Annotated in this window: 10 protein-coding genes; 5 read left to right on the top strand and 5 right to left on the bottom strand. The window is 71.9% G+C overall.

The window, feature by feature from the left end:
• Nucleotides 1-11: 11 nt before the first annotated feature.
• The 3 genes from ACWEPL_RS03880 to ACWEPL_RS03870 are packed head-to-tail and all read right to left on the bottom strand — an operon-like array spanning nt 12 to nt 3,183.
• Nucleotides 12-1,382: a cytochrome ubiquinol oxidase subunit I gene (locus ACWEPL_RS03880; RefSeq protein WP_452435097.1), complete on the bottom strand. Its 1,371-nt coding sequence runs from the start codon at nt 1,380-1,382 to the stop codon at nt 12-14.
• 35 nt (nt 1,383-1,417) lie between these two features.
• Entirely contained in the window at nt 1,418-2,494 is a 1,077-nt protein-coding gene (locus tag ACWEPL_RS03875; RefSeq protein WP_363970417.1) for a Gfo/Idh/MocA family protein, read from the bottom strand.
• Nucleotides 2,479-3,183 (bottom strand): ThuA domain-containing protein, encoded by a 705-nt coding sequence (locus ACWEPL_RS03870; protein WP_355197721.1) that lies wholly within the window; start codon nt 3,181-3,183, stop codon nt 2,479-2,481. Before ACWEPL_RS03870 ends, ACWEPL_RS03875 begins: the two co-directional genes overlap by 16 nt.
• Nucleotides 3,184-3,380: 197 nt before the next feature.
• Here ACWEPL_RS03870 and ACWEPL_RS03865 point away from each other — a divergent pair, with 197 nt between their 5' ends.
• Nucleotides 3,381-4,283 (top strand): hypothetical protein, encoded by a 903-nt coding sequence (locus tag ACWEPL_RS03865; RefSeq protein ID WP_452435095.1) that lies wholly within the window; start codon nt 3,381-3,383, stop codon nt 4,281-4,283.
• Nucleotides 4,284-4,364: 81 nt separating this feature from the next.
• Here ACWEPL_RS03865 and asnB read toward each other — a convergent pair whose 3' ends face one another.
• Complete coding sequence (asnB, locus tag ACWEPL_RS03860) at nt 4,365-6,209, bottom strand: asparagine synthase (glutamine-hydrolyzing) (protein ID WP_452435093.1); 1,845 nt, start codon at nt 6,207-6,209, stop codon at nt 4,365-4,367.
• A gap of 142 nt (nt 6,210-6,351) precedes the next feature.
• On the opposite strand from asnB, the gene ACWEPL_RS03855 reads away from it, so the two are divergent.
• Nucleotides 6,352-6,819, top strand: coding sequence for a PPOX class F420-dependent oxidoreductase (locus tag ACWEPL_RS03855; RefSeq protein ID WP_350726078.1), 468 nt, complete (start codon nt 6,352-6,354; stop codon nt 6,817-6,819).
• A 45-nt stretch (nt 6,820-6,864) separates the two neighbouring features.
• On the opposite strand, the gene ACWEPL_RS03850 is transcribed toward ACWEPL_RS03855, so the two are convergent.
• Nucleotides 6,865-8,271 (bottom strand): MFS transporter, encoded by a 1,407-nt coding sequence (locus tag ACWEPL_RS03850; RefSeq protein ID WP_452435091.1) that lies wholly within the window; start codon nt 8,269-8,271, stop codon nt 6,865-6,867.
• A 59-nt stretch (nt 8,272-8,330) separates the two neighbouring features.
• On the opposite strand from ACWEPL_RS03850, the gene ACWEPL_RS03845 reads away from it, so the two are divergent.
• The 3 genes from ACWEPL_RS03845 (at nt 8,331) to ACWEPL_RS03835 (ending at nt 14,388) form a co-directional block, all read left to right on the top strand.
• Entirely contained in the window at nt 8,331-8,975 is a 645-nt protein-coding gene (locus ACWEPL_RS03845) for a TetR/AcrR family transcriptional regulator (protein WP_452435089.1), read from the top strand.
• 125 nt (nt 8,976-9,100) lie between these two features.
• Nucleotides 9,101-10,003 (top strand): hypothetical protein, encoded by a 903-nt coding sequence (locus ACWEPL_RS03840; protein WP_452435087.1) that lies wholly within the window; start codon nt 9,101-9,103, stop codon nt 10,001-10,003.
• Between the two features lie 83 nt (nt 10,004-10,086).
• A complete protein-coding gene (locus ACWEPL_RS03835; protein ID WP_452435085.1) occupies nt 10,087-14,388 on the top strand; it encodes an HAD-IC family P-type ATPase in 4,302 nt (1,433 codons plus the stop codon).
• Nucleotides 14,389-14,428 lie beyond the last annotated feature (40 nt).

Raw genomic sequence — 14,428 nt, 5'->3', positions numbered from 1 at the left:
TAGGCGGGCGACTAGTAGGCGGGCGACGGCTCGCCTGGCTCGGTGCTGTCGCCGGACGGCGGGGCCATCCGGCCGTACTTGATCATGAGACCGGCCTCCACCACGGCCAGCACGCCGTACAGGAGGGTGAAGACGATCAGCGAGGTGAGCACGGTGCCCACCCCGACGCTGGGCGAGACGCCGTGAACGGTCTTCATCTGGCTGAAGACGATCCACGGCTGCCTGGCCGTCTCGGTGAAGATCCAGCCGAAGCTGTGCGCGAGGAAGGGCAGCACGACGGACCACACGGCGGCCCGCCAGATCCAGCCCTTGCCGCGTACGCGTCCGCCGCGGGTCAGCCAGAGCAGGACGAGCGCCACCAGCCCCGCGAGCATGCCGAAGCCGATCATCAGCCGGAAGGACCAGTAGGCGAGCGGGATGTAGGGACGGTAGTCCCCCGGGCCGAACCTGCGCTGGTACTCCCGCTGGAGGTCGTTGACGCCGTGCACCTTGCCGTCGAACGAGCCGGTGGCCAGCTGGGACAGCAGGCCCGGGATCTCCAGCGCGAAGATCGGCCTCGTGCCGTCGAGCGTCCCGATGGTGAACAGGGAGAACGGCGCCGGCTGCCGGGTTTCGTAGAGCGCCTCGGCGGCGGCCATCTTCATCGGCTGCGTCTGCGTCATGATCTTGCCGAGGACGTCGCCGGTGCCGAGGGTGCCGACGGCGCCCACCAGCACCGCGACCGCGCCGAGCCGGAGGGACGGGCGGAAGACGTCGGCGTCCCGCTTCCTGGCCAGGTGCCAGGCGGAGACGGCCATGAGGATCACCCCGCCGGCCAGCCAGCAGCCCAGGATGGTGTGCGGGAAGGTGGCCAGCAGGACCTTGTTCGTCAGCACGGCCCCGAAGTCGGTCAGCTCCGCCCGCCGGTCGACGGTGAAGCCCACCGGCCACTGCATGAACGAGTTGGCGGCCAGGATGAAGTAGGCGGACACCATGCTGCCGATCGCGACCGTCCAGATGCACGCGAGGTGCACCAGTTTGGGCAGCCGGTCCCAGCCGAACATCCACAGCCCCAGGAATGTCGACTCCAGGAAGAACGCCAGCAGCGCCTCCAGCGCGAGCGGGGCGCCGAAGACGTCACCGACGAACCTGGAGTAGGAGCTCCAGTTCATCCCGAACTGGAACTCCTGCACGATCCCCGTCACCACGCCCATCGCGAAGTTGATCAGGAAGAGCGTGCCCCAGAACTTGGTGGCGCGCAGGTAGGCCGGGTTGCCGGTGCGCACCCAGGCCGTGTTCAGGATCGCCACCAGCACCGACAGCCCGATCGTGAGCGGCACGAACAGGAAGTGGTACACCGTGACGATCCCGAACTGCCAGCGAGCGAGATCCACGGTGTCCATGTTCTAACGGTAAGTGCCCGATCGGGCGCACTCGGTTACGACACGCTCGAATGGAGGGCCACGGGACGAGGACGTTCGCACGTGCTCGTGATGGTCACCGCCGTACCCGAGCCCGCCGCGGCCAGCAGCGACTCCATGACGTCGAGCACGTGGAAGGCCAGCGAGCCGCCCGCGCGGAGCTCCTGGTCCGCCGCGAAGTCGAGCAGCCCCACGCCGCGCCCGGCCCCGACGTAGCCGGCCGACTCCGGAAGCTCCTGCCAGCCGTCCTTGCCCGAGATCAGGACCTGGCCGTCGAAGCGGTTCGGGTCGGGTACGACGAGCGAGCCCTGCTCACCGTGCACCTCGATGTTGGGCGCCTTGGTCGCCGCGCCGTCGAAGCTCATCACCAGCGTGGACAGCGCGCCCGAGGCGTGCACCAGCACCCCGGTGACGTGGGTGTCGACCATGACCGGGATCTCCTCGCCCTGGCGGGGGCCCGAGCCGATGGTGCGCTTGGCACGCGTACGGTTGGCCGCGCCGATGACGCGCGCCACCGGCCCGAGCAGCGTCACCAGGCTGGTGATGTAGTACGGCCCCATGTCCAGGAGCGGGCCACCGCCGGGGACGTAGTAGAAGTCGGGGTTCGGATGCCAGCGTTCGTGACCGGGCGTCATCATCGTCGCGGTCGCCGCGATCGGCCTGCCGATCCGGCCGTCGTCGATGGCCTCGCGCGCGGTCTGCGTGCCCGTGCCCAGCACCGTGTCGGGCGCGCACCCCACGCGTACCTGAGCGGCTGCGGCCGCCTCGAGCACGCGCGTGGCGTCCGCGGTCGTCGCGGCAAGGGGCTTCTCGCAGTAGACGTCCTTGCCGGCCGCTATGGCCTGCAGCGCGACCTCGGCGTGGGCGGCGGGAATGGTGAGGTTGAGCACGACGTCCACGCGCGGGTCCGCCAGCAGCTCCGCCACGCTCAGCACGTCGACCCCCTCATAGGGGCGCACCGCCTCCCGGGCCCGGTCGAGATCCAGATCGGCCACGGCCACCAGCCGCAGCTGCGGCAACCGGTCGATGGTCCGGAAGTACTGGGCCGAGATCGCCCCGCACCCCACGACGCCGACGTTCACCGGCTGGCCCACAACATTCCCCTTTCGATGATGGTGCGCACGCTGTCGTTCTGCAGGACGTCGAGGCTGTGCCCGGGGGTGGTGACGAAGATCTTCCCGTTCCCCCACCGGCGGGTCCAGATCGCCGGCGAGGTGACCTCCCGGTGCCAGGGATCCCACGGGCGGACCTGCTGCGTCGTCGTCGCCAGCACGTCGATGTAGTCGTCGGCCAGGACCCAGTACTGCTCGGTGACGAGGTCGAAGTCGGCGATGCCCTCGGTGATGGGGTGCGTGGCCGCCTCGGGCAGCATGTTGACGGTGTACGGCACGAAGTTGTCGGCCTGCGTGCCTTCCCGCTCGGCCGGGTCCTTGCCGGGATGGCAGGCGAACTGCCCGCCGATGAGATGCAGGTAGTCGGAGGAGTTGCGGTAGGAGTCGGCGATGCCGCCGTGCCAGCCGGCCATCCCGGTGCCCGCGCGGATCGCGGCCTCCAGCCCGCTCAGCTCCTCCCTCTCGATCGTGCCCATCGTGTAGCACTGCACGATGAGGTCGATGCCGGACATGAACGCGGAGTCCGCGTACGGCGCAGGAGACTCCGCCCGATGCACCTCGAACCCCTGCTTCTCGAGGAAGGGCACGAAGAGCTCGGTGGCCTCGACCGGGACGTGACCCTCCCAGCCGCCGCGCACCACCAGCGCCTTCCTGCCGTGTTCGTCTGCCATGCTCCCGCCTATCGCTTAAGGGACAAACGACTCTGATATTCGCATTTCACACCTAACTATCTGAAGAGGTGTCCACCATCTGGCGCATGAAGGCGACGGATGCGGGCAGCGCTGTGCGGGCGGATCCCCCGGCGCCGGCTTACACGTGGCTTAGTCCGTGGGGGTTCTAATCGGACAAACCCGATGTGGAGGACAAGGTGCCACCGACTGACCAACCACACGAGGAACTGTCATTCGAAACGGACGGGCCGCGCAGGCGCGTCCCACGACCGCTGATCGTCGCCGCCGCCGTCGTGCTGGCGACGACGGGCGGGATCGGAGCCGCCTCGGCGGCGTCGGGAACGACGCCGACGGGCACGCCGACCCCCACGCCGACGATCAGCGAGACACCCACGGAGACACCGACCACGACACCGACCGAAACACCGACCGACACTCCGACCGAAACACCCACGGACACGCCCACCACGACGCCTCCTGACATAGCGCCGATCAACCCGTCGGCGTTCGTCGGAACCATGCACGGCGAGTTCGCGGTGGCGACGAAGGACGGCTGCGGCACCGTGACCCTGTTCGCCCAGACCGGGCAGGCGACCGCCGTCGCGGAGGACTCGATCACCGTGCGCAGCCAGGACGGCTTCGAGCGCACGTACGCGATCGACGACAACACGCACACCGTCGCCGGACGCCGCGGCAACAGCGCGGTCAAGCAGGACGACTGGGTGTCGGTGACCGCGATCGGCGCCGACCAGACGGCCACGCCCACAGCCACGGCCACAGCCACAGCCACGACCACAGACACGGGCACAGACACGGCCACAGACACGTCCACTGCCACGGCCGCCACCGTCTACGACCTGTCGCGGCCCACCAAGCGGATCTGGTCGTACAAGGGCTGGAAGCAGGCATGGCAGTGGTGGCCAGGCACGCCTGCGTGGCAGACCCCGACCGCGTGCCCAACGCCGACCACGACGCCGACCACGACGCCGACCGAGACACCGACCGACACTCCGACGGAAACGCCCACCGAGACCCCGACCCCCGATCCGACGTCATCGGTCTCCGAGACCCCGACCCCGACGCCCACGCCGACCTCCTGATCGGCAGGTAGCGCCGTCTTCGTCCCGAGCGGCTCCCCTCTCACTCGGGCGTCGAACGGCGTGCCGCGTCTCGGCCGGCGGTCAGAGCGCGAGATGGACCCGGTACTCCCTGAGCCACGCGTCGAGCTGCAGCAGCCGCTCCAGCGAGGCGCGGGCCGCAAGGGAGCTGGAGTCGCCCACGGGGCGGTCGACGAGCGCACGCGCCTTGTCCAGGTCGAGCAGCTGGGCGCAGGGCGTGTCACGCTCGAGCAGGGCGCGGGCCTCCTCGCGCAGGGCCTGTTCGTAGGCGGGGTCCTGGGTGGCCGGGTAGGGGCTCTTGACGCGCTGGAGCACCGACTCCGGCAGCAGGTCCGCGGCGGCCGCGCGCAGCAGGCTCTTCTCCCGCCCGTCGAAGGTCTTCATCGCCCAGGGGGCGTTGAAGACGTACTCCACCAGCCGGTGGTCGCAGAACGGCACCCGGACCTCCAGCCCGACGGCCATGCTCATCCGGTCCTTGCGGTCGAGCAGGATCTGCACGAACCGGGTGAGGTGCAGATAGCTGATCTCGCGCATGCGCCGCTCGTGCCCCGTCTCGCCGGGCAGCTCGGGCACCTCGGCCATGGCCTGGCGGTAGCTCGTGTCCTGGTAGCCGGTGACGTCGAGCGTGCGCTCCAGGTCCTCCTTGAACAGCTGCTCCACCCCCAGGCGGTCGGTGAGGCCGCCGATGAACCACGGGAAGGTGTCGGCCGCCACCGCCGCGGGGTCGTGGAACCACCGGTAGCCGCCGAACACCTCGTCGGCCGACTCCCCGGACAGCGCCACCGTGGAGTGTCCCCTGATCGCCTCGAACAGCAGGTAGAGCGAGCTGTCCATGTCGCCGATGCCGATCGGCAGGTCCCGGGCGCGCAGCACGGCGGCCCGCACGGCCGGGTTCATCAGCTCCCGCGAGTCGAGCACGATGTCGGTGTGCTCGGCGTCGATGTGCTCGGCCACCTCGTGGACGTACGGCGCGTCGGGCGTCGAACGGGTCGCGTCGGGCTTGAAGTGCTCGGTGTAGCCGGCGAAGTCCACGGCGAACGAGCGGACCCTCCCGAGGTCCTGCTCCGCCAGGCCCTTGGCGGCGAGCGCGGTGATCGTGCTGGAGTCGAGGCCGCCCGACAGCAGCGCGCACAGCGGCACGTCACTGATGAGCTGGCGGTGGACGATGTCCTCCAGCAGGTCGCGCACCGTCTTGACGGTGGAGTCGACGTCGTCCTGGTGCTCGTGGGACTCCAGCTGCCAGTAGCGGCGCTTGCTGCACCCGTCGCGGCTCACCCGGATGAGCTGGCCGGGGCGCACCTCGTACATGCCTTTGAAGATCCCGTGCTCCGGCGTCTTGACGTACGCCACCAGCTCGCGGAGCCCGTCGGCGTCGATCACCCGGTGGGCGAGCGGGTTCGCGAGGATCGCCTTGGGCTCCGAGCCGAACAGCACGCCGTGGGCGGTCGGGTAGTAGTACAGCGGCTTGATCCCCATGCGGTCGCGGACCAGCAGCAGCTCCTCGCGCTCGGCGTCCCAGACGGCGAAGGCGTACATGCCGTTCAGGCGGGCGGCCAGGTCCTCGCCCCACTCGACGTAGGCGCGCAGGACGACCTCGGTGTCGCTCTGGGTGCGGAAGCGGTGCCCGCGGGCGGCCAGCTCCTCGCGCAGCTCGCGGTAGTTGTACACCTCTCCGCTGTACGTGAGGACGGCCGGCTCCAGCCCGTCCTCGTCGGCGACCATGGGCTGCCGGCCGCCGGGGAGGTCGATGATGGCCAGCCTCCGGTGGCCGATGGCGGCGTGCGGCGCCATCCAGAGCCCCTGGTCGTCGGGGCCGCGGCAGGCCATCGTGTCCGTCATGGCCTGCGCGGTGGCCCTCTCGCCCATCAGGTCCCGCTCGAAGTCAACCCAGCCGCAGATGCCGCACATGCCCGACTCCTCCCGATTGCCCCGACGCCTCCCTGATGCCCCGCCCGGGCGGGTTATCACGCCGGGGAACGCCTCCCGCCCGGCGGCCGCCGCTTCGGATGAAAGGATCGAAGCGTTTTCGTATGACCGAAAGGCACATGAGATGGCTCCGAACATCGCCACCGCACGCCACGTCGACCTGCCCGAGCTGCTGGAGTTCCTCCGCCCCAGGCACCACGGCCTGCTCTCGACCACCCGCAAGGACGGCCGGCCGCAGCTGTCACCCGTCAGCTGCGGGGTCGACGAGGACGGCCGGATCGTGGTCTCCACCTATCCCGACCGGGTCAAGGCCCGCAACGCCCGCCGCGACGAGCGGGTGTCCATCTGCGTGCTGTCCGACGACTGGAACGGCCCGTACGTCCAGGTCGACGGGCACGCGGAGGTGCTGGACATGCCCGACGCCCTCGAAGCCCTGGTCGAGTACTACCGGTGCATCGCCGGCGAGCACCCCGACTGGGACGAGTACCGGGCCGCCATGCGGCGCCAGGACAAGTCGCTGATCCGCGTCCACATCGACCGCTGGGGCCCCATCGCGACCGGCGGCTTCCCCGCCCGCCTGATATCGGAGTGACACCCGGCCGGCCGTGGTCGCGGGGACCCTCCTGAAGCACGCCGGTCAGTCCTTCCGGGCGGGCAGCAGGTACACCAGGACCGCCGCCACGCTCGCGACGGCGAAGGTGAACACCGAGGACATCCCCAGGCCGTGGGCCGCCGCGGCGGCCCGGTCTCCGGTGGCGGGATCGAAGGCGTGGAAGAACACGACTCCGATGAGCGCGACGCCGAGCGCGTTGCCGACCTGCTGGGCGGTGGACAGCACGCCGGAGGCCATGCCCACGTCCGCGGGGTCCGTCCGGGCCAGCACCGCGTTGAGCGACGGCGTGATGAGCAGCCCTCCCCCGACGCTCTGCAGCATGAGCGTCGGGATGACGACCGCCGGCGTGAACGGCAGGCCGCCGATCAGCACGGCCGCCGTGACCGCGTACCCGATGGCGAGCACGACGGCCCCGAACTCCAGGACGCGACGGCCGTACCTGGGCACGAGCCGGCCGGCGACCACGCTGAAGACGAAGAAGGTGAGGGCGGCCGGCGCATAGACCAGCCCCGCCCCGAGGGCCGGCATGCCGAGCCCGTCCTGGAGGGAGATCGACAGCACGAGGTAGTACGACGAGAGCAGCGCGTAGATCGTCAGGACGAGAGGGATGCCGACGGCGAACGACCGCGCGCGGAACAGGGAGATCCGCACCAGCGGAGTGGCGGTCCTGCGCTCGACGAGGACGAAGAAGGCGAAAGCGGGGATCGCCGCGGCCAGGCAGGCCCAGGTCCACCAGGGCCATCCCGCCTGCCGGCCCTGGATGAGCGGGAAGGCCAGGAGGAACAGCGCGACGCTGAGCACGACGACCCCCGGCAGGTCGAGCCGGCGCGCGAGCGGCGCCCGCGACTCCGGCAGGAGCCTGGCCGCGAGCAGGATCGCGACGAGGCCGATCGGGACGTTGATCCAGAACACGGGGCGCCATCCCGAGCCGAGCAGGTCGGCGCCGATCAGCAGGCCGCCGACGAGCTGGCCGCCGACGGTGGCGAGCCCCATGACGGCTCCGAGCACCCCGTACGCGCGGTGCCTGCCCTGCTCCGGGACCAGCACGGTGATGACCGCGTAGACCTGCGGGAGCATCAGCGCGGCCCCCAGGCCCTGCGCGAGACGGGCCGCGATGAGGGCGAGCGCGGCCGGGGCGAGCGCGCACGCGACGGACGCCAGCGTGAAGAGGGCCATGCCGGCGACGAAGGTCCGCTTGCGGCCGTACAGGTCGCCGAGCCGGCCACCGGTGACGAGGAACACCGCGTAGGTGAGCTGGTAGCCGACCAGGATCCACTGGAGCTCGCCGCCGGAGGCGCCCAGGTCGGCCTGGATCGCCGGTCCCGCGACGATGACGATGTACGAGTCCAGAAGCGCCATGAACGCGCCGACCAGCACGATCGACACGGCGCCCCATGGCGTGGCGGCCACGGTGCGAGGCGTTGTTGTCATAGTCACGAAGAAAACGTACGATCGTTCGTACTTAATAGCAAGTGACATGATGAGGGCCCATGAGCGAGCTCGAGCAACCCGCCCCCGCGACGGCCGGGATCTCCGACCAGCGCCTCCTGCGCGGCGCGCGGGCCAGGCAGACGATCACGCGCCACGCCGTGGACGTCGCGTCGCTGGAAGGGCTCAACGGGCTCAGCATCGGCCGGCTGGCCACCGACCTCGGGCTCAGCAAGAGCGGGGTCGCCACGCTCTTCGGAACGAAGGAGAAGCTGCAGCTCGCCACCGTCGCCTCGGCGCGCGAGGCGTTCCGCGACGCCGTCATCCGGCCGGTTTCGGACGTGCCGCACGGCGTGGCCCGGCTGCGCGCGCTCACCGAGCGCTGGATCTCCTACGCCGAGACTCCCCTGTTCGCGGGCGGCTGCTTCTGGGCGGCGAACCTCCCCGACTTCGACAGCCGGCCGGGGCCGGTGCGCGACGCGCTCGTCGGCCACCACCGCGACTGGCTCGCGCTCATCGCCGGCGAGCTGCGCGGCGCCGTGGCCGCCGGCGAGATCGCCGACCTGGACGCCGAGCTCGCGGCCTTCCAGATCGACGCGGTGCTCATGTCGGCGAACACCGCGCTGCGCCTCGGCGACCACGAGGCCGTGGGCAAGGTCCGCCGCGTCGTCGAGGGATTCGCGGGCGCACGATCGTCCTCGTCCTGACCTGGGCTTTAGCCAAGGAACAGATAAAGGACAGCAAAAATCCCCAAATCTCTCTCTTCCGGAATTAGAGGACCCGTGCCGTGGATAGGGACATATAAGGAATTCGCGTCCTGCTAGGAGGGATCATGGCCGTCACCCAGCCGCGAGGGCGCACGACCGCCGGACCCGACGGGAATGGCACCAAGCGGTTCAGCCTGGACCTGCCGATGCTCGGCATCCAGGTCCGGCAGCCCGAAATGCGGATGCCACACCTAGAAATGCCACACATCGAGATGCCACGCATGCCGCGGATGCAGATGCCACGGATGCAGATGCCGAACATCCCGATGCCACGTGTCAGCAAGCAGGAGCTCGGTCACTACGTCGACGTCGCCCGGACGTTCCTCCCTCCGCCCGAACGCATGGCCTATTACGGCGCGCTCGGCGCGCTCGCCGCGGTCGGGGTGCTCGAATGGCCCGTCGCGGCCGCCATCGGCGCCGGGACGATCCTCGCCCGGCGGGGTCTGCCGCGGGCCGCGTTCGGGAGGCAGCGCGCGACCACCACACCGACCAGGGAGCCCGCGGCCCGGGAGACCACGACCCCGAGCAGGCGGGCCACGACCGGGACGACCAAGCGCGCCACGACCGCCACCCGGCGCGGCACTGCCGGGACCACGACGACCGGCACCACCACGAGGCGCAGGGCCGCCACAACCGGTGGCACGACCGGCACCACGACCGCCGGCACGACCACGAGGCGCAGGGCCGCCACGACCGGCGGCACGACCGCCGCCACCGGCGGCACCACCCGGAGCACGACCAGAGGCACCGCCGCCAAGCCGGCCACGACGACCGGCACCACCACAAGGCGCAGGGCCACCACAACCGGCGGCACGACCGGCACCACCACGCGGCGCAGGGCCGCCACGACCAGCGGCGCGACCGGCGCCACCGGGAGCACCACCAGAGGCACCGCCGCCAAGAGCACCCGCAGCACGAGAAGCACCACGCGCAAGGCGACCGGGACCTCCGGCACCACCACCAGGTAGACCACCTCGACTTCGAGCTCGACAAGCAGGCGAAAGAGCACCGCACCGAGCAGGTGACCACGACGCCGTAGACGGGAGACCACATGGCGTTGTTCGGCCTGCTCAACGCTGGCACGCTGCTGAACATGCTCCCGGAGCCGGTGCGGAGCGTCCTCCCGCGCTCCCGCCGGGTTCAGCCGTGCCCGGGCGGAGCTCGTATCGAGCTGCGCACCATCGGCGGCCCGCGCACCGAGCGGCGCGCCCGCGAGCTGGAAGACCGCCTCAAAGCGGTGGGAGTGCGGCGCGCCGAGGTGAACGGGGCGCTCGGCTGCGTCTTCGTGGCCTGCGACGTCACGACGGACGACATGGACAAGCTCGTGGCCGTCGTGGAGGAGCTCGACGAGGCCGATGCCGAGGACGGGGCCGGGGACGGCTCCCCGCCCCCCGCCCGGGACGGCGTGGAGCAGCAGGACCGCTCCGTCGTCAGCCTCGGCCTGCACCTGGCCGGCACCGGGCTCGCCCTGGCCGGCCGGCTGGCCCGCGTCCCGCGGCTGTCCGCGGCGGTGCCCGGCCTCCTCTCGCTGGCCGAGCACACCCCCCTGGTACGCAGGGAACTGGAGGAGCGCATCGGCAAGCCCCGCGCGGACGCGATGATCGCGATGACCCGGGTCGTCTCCCACACGCTGGCCATGCGGCCCATGTCCCTGCTGATCGACTCGGTCGCCGCGGCCGGCCGGTACGTCGACTCGCGTGCCGGGCTCAAGGCGTGGGAACAGCGCGAGGAGCAGTTCGCGACCGTGACGGGGGCCTACCGCCACACCAGGGCCGCCTCGCCGCCGCGCCCGGGCCGGCTGCCCCGCGGGCCCGTGGAGCGGTACGCCGACGCCGCCAGCGCGGTGTCGCTGGCGGGGCTCGGCCTGACCACGGTGCTCAGCAGCGACCGCGAGCGGGGCCTGTCCGTGCTGATCGCCGGCATCCCCAAGGCCGCGAACCTCGGCAGGGAGGCCTTCGCCAGCGCCGTCGCGCGCGGCCTCGCCGGGCGCGACACGATCGTGCTCAACCGTGACGTCCTCGTCCGCATGGATCGCATCGACACCGTGGTCCTCGACGCCGCCGTGCTCACCACGGGCGCGTGGGCGATCGACGACGTGACCTCGCTCGGCCCCGACGTGGACGGCGACGATCTGTACACCCGGCTCTACGCGCTGATCGACCTCGCCGACCCTTCGGCCCGGCGCGAGCGCGACGGGTGGAGCGCCGAGCCCCATGGAGCGCAGGACCGTACCACCGTCATGGTCAAGCGCGACGGGACCCCGATCGCCCTGGTCCACCTGGTCCCCGAGCTGCATCCGCTCGCCGAGGCCCTGGTCGAGGCGGCGCGGGGCACCTGCGACATGGTCCTGGCCGGCGGGGAGCCCGCCCTCGCCAAGCGGCTGCGCATGGACCGCGTGGTCCAGAACGGGCCGCGGCTGGGCGCGTCCGTGCGGGCGCTGCAGTCGGAAGGCCACGCCGTGGCCGTGGTCTCGCAGCGGGGGCGCAGCGGGCTGCGCCAGGCCGACCTGGGCATCGGGGTGCTCGAAGGGGCGCGGCGCGTCCCCTGGGACGCCGACGTGATGGGCGGGCTCGAAGGCGTGCACCTGCTGCTGCAGTGCCTGTCGTCGGCCAGGAAGGCGAGCGTCCGCGGGGTCCTCGTGGCGGCCGCCGGCTCGGTCGTCGGCACCGGCCTGGCGTTCCTCGGCCCCGCCACGCTCGCCATCGGACGCGCCAACCTGGCACGCGACTGCACCGCGCTCGCCACCCTCACGGTCGGTGAGTGGATGGGGCGCAGCGCCGGGAGCAGGCCCGCGCCGATCCTCGCCGACCACACGCCCTGGCACGCCATGGCGGCCCGCGACGTCCTGGCCCGGCTCGCCACCTCGCCCGAGGGGCTGAGCGAGGCGGAGGCCGCACGCCGCAGGACGGGCCCGGCGCGGCCCGCTGCGGCCGGCCCCGAATCCATGCTCAGCGCGACCCTGCACGAGCTGGCCAACCCGCTGAGCCCGGTCCTGGCCGCGGGCGCGGGCGTGTCGGCCGGGCTCGGCTCCGCGCTGGACGCCGTGCTCATCTGCGGCGTGATGGTGGTGGACGCCGTCCTCGGCGGCGCGCAGCGGCGCAACGTCGCTCGGGCGCTGCATCGCCTCACCGAGACCACCGCCATCCGGGTACGGATCCGCCGGCCCACGGGCGCCGTGGCGGGCTTCGCCGACGGCCTGGCTCCCGGGGACGTGATCGAGCTGCGCGCCGGCGACGCCGTACCGGCGGACGGGCGGCTCATCCAGGCGGCCGGGCTGGAGATCGACGAGTCCACCCTCACCGGCGAGTCGCAGCTCGTCTCCAAGACGGACACGCCGACCGCGGCGCCCGCCGTCGCGGACCGCACCTCGATGGTCTACGAGGGCACGACCGTCGCGGCGGGCCACGGGTACGCCGTGGTCGTGGCGACCGGAGCGGCCACCGAGGCGGGCAGGACGGCCAGGCTCAGCCAGGAGGGCCCGCCGCCGAGCGGGGTCGAGCTGCGCCTGCGCGCGCTGAGCCGCCGGATCCTCCCGGCGGCTCTCGGTTCCGGCCTGCTCCTGATGGTCGTCGAGCTGGTACGCGGCTCGCCGCTGTCTCAGGCGCTCGCCCCGGCGGTGAGCATGATGGTGGCGGCGGTCCCCGAGGGGCTGCCGTTCGTCGCCACCGCGGCCGAGCTGGCCTCGGCCAAGCGGCTGTCGGTGCACAACACGCTGGTGCGCAACCCGTCCACGATCGAGGCGCTGGGCCGCGTGGACGTGCTCTGCTTCGACAAGACGGGGACGCTCACCGAAGGTCACATCAGCCTGCGGCGGGTGTCGGACGGCCGGGCCGAGCAGTCGGTGGAGGAGGCCACGCCGGAGCTGCGGGCCATCGTGGGCGCGGCGCTGCGCGCGGGGCCCAGGTTCGAGGGCGGGCGGGCCATCCCGCACCCCACGGACCGCGCGATCGTGGAGGGCGCCGGCAAGCTCGGCGTCACCCCGAGGTACGGCCTGCGTACGTGGCACCGCGTGGACGAGCTGCCCTTCGAGCCGGCCCGCGGCTACCACGCCGTCCTCGGCCGGTCGGAGGCGGGACAGCTGCTGAGCGTCAAGGGCGCTCCCGAGATCGTGCTCACCAGCTCCACGAGCATCGTCGTCGACGGGGAGACCGTACCCCTGGACGATCGGATGAGGCGGCAGCTGGAGGAGGAGGTGGACCGGCTGGCCCTGCACGGCTACCGCGTGCTCGCCGTCGCCGAGCGCCCCGCCTCGAGCCGCGCCGACCTCGACGAGTCGCGCATCGAGAACCTGTGCTTCCTCGGGTTCCTGGGCCTGGCGGACCCGGTGCGCCCGACGGCGAAGCGCAGCGTGGAGGACCTGATGCGGGCCGGCGTGCGGGTCGCCATGCTCACCGGCGACCACCCCAGCACGGCGGAGGCCATCGCCGCGGAGATCGGCGCCCTGAACGGCCTGCGCGTGATGACCGGCCCGGAGCTGGAGCAGCTGGACGACGAGGCGCTGGCCGAGGAGCTGCCGAAGGTGGCGGTGTTCGCCCGGGTGACGCCCGAGCACAAGGCCCGGATCGTCACCTGCTGGCGCAAGGCCGGCAAGGTCGTGGCCGTGACCGGCGACGGCGCCAACGACGTGCCCGCGATCCGGCTCGCCGACGTGGGCGTGGCCCTCGGGTCGCGCGCCGCGCCGGCCACCAGGGCCGCCGCGGACATCGTCGTGGTGGACGACCGCATCGAGACGATCATCGACGCGATCGTCGAGGGCCGGGCGATGTGGACCTCCGTGCGCGACGCGCTGGGCATCCTGCTCGGCGGCAACGTCGGGGAGATCGCCTTCACCCTCGGCTCCAGCCTGCTCACCGGGCGCAGCGCGCTCAACGCCCGCCAGCTCCTGCTGGTCAACCTGCTCACCGACATGTTGCCCGCGATGGCGGTGGCCATCCGGCCGCCGAGCGCCGCGAGCCCGGAGAAGCTCCTGGCCGAGGGCCCGGAGGCCTCGCTGGGCGCCGCGCTGACCAGGGACATCTACCTGCGCGCCATCACCACGGCCGTGGCGGCGGGCGCGGCCTGGGTGCTGGCCCGGATGACCGGCACCCGGGGCCGGGCCGATACGGTGGGGCTCATCGGCCTGGTGGCGGCGCAGCTGCTGCAGACGCTGGCGCTGGGCGGCGGGGATCGCACGGTGGTGCTCGCCTCGGTGTCGTCCCTGGCGGCGCTGGGCGTGATCGTCTCCGTGCCCGGTCTCAGCCAGCTCTTCGGCTGCCGGCCGGTGGGGCCGCTGGCGTGGGGGATCGCGCTCGGGTGCGCCGGGGCCACGGCCTGGGTGACCACCATGATCGAACGGTCGAACGCCGAGGGATAGTCATCTGGAGTTCACCCTATGGACATCCGGTTTCTCACCG

The sequence above is a fragment of the Nonomuraea sp. NPDC004186 genome (genome assembly GCF_053603495.1).
The sequence above is the reverse complement of the archived record's forward strand: the minus strand, read 5'-3'. Positions and strand labels throughout refer to the sequence as shown.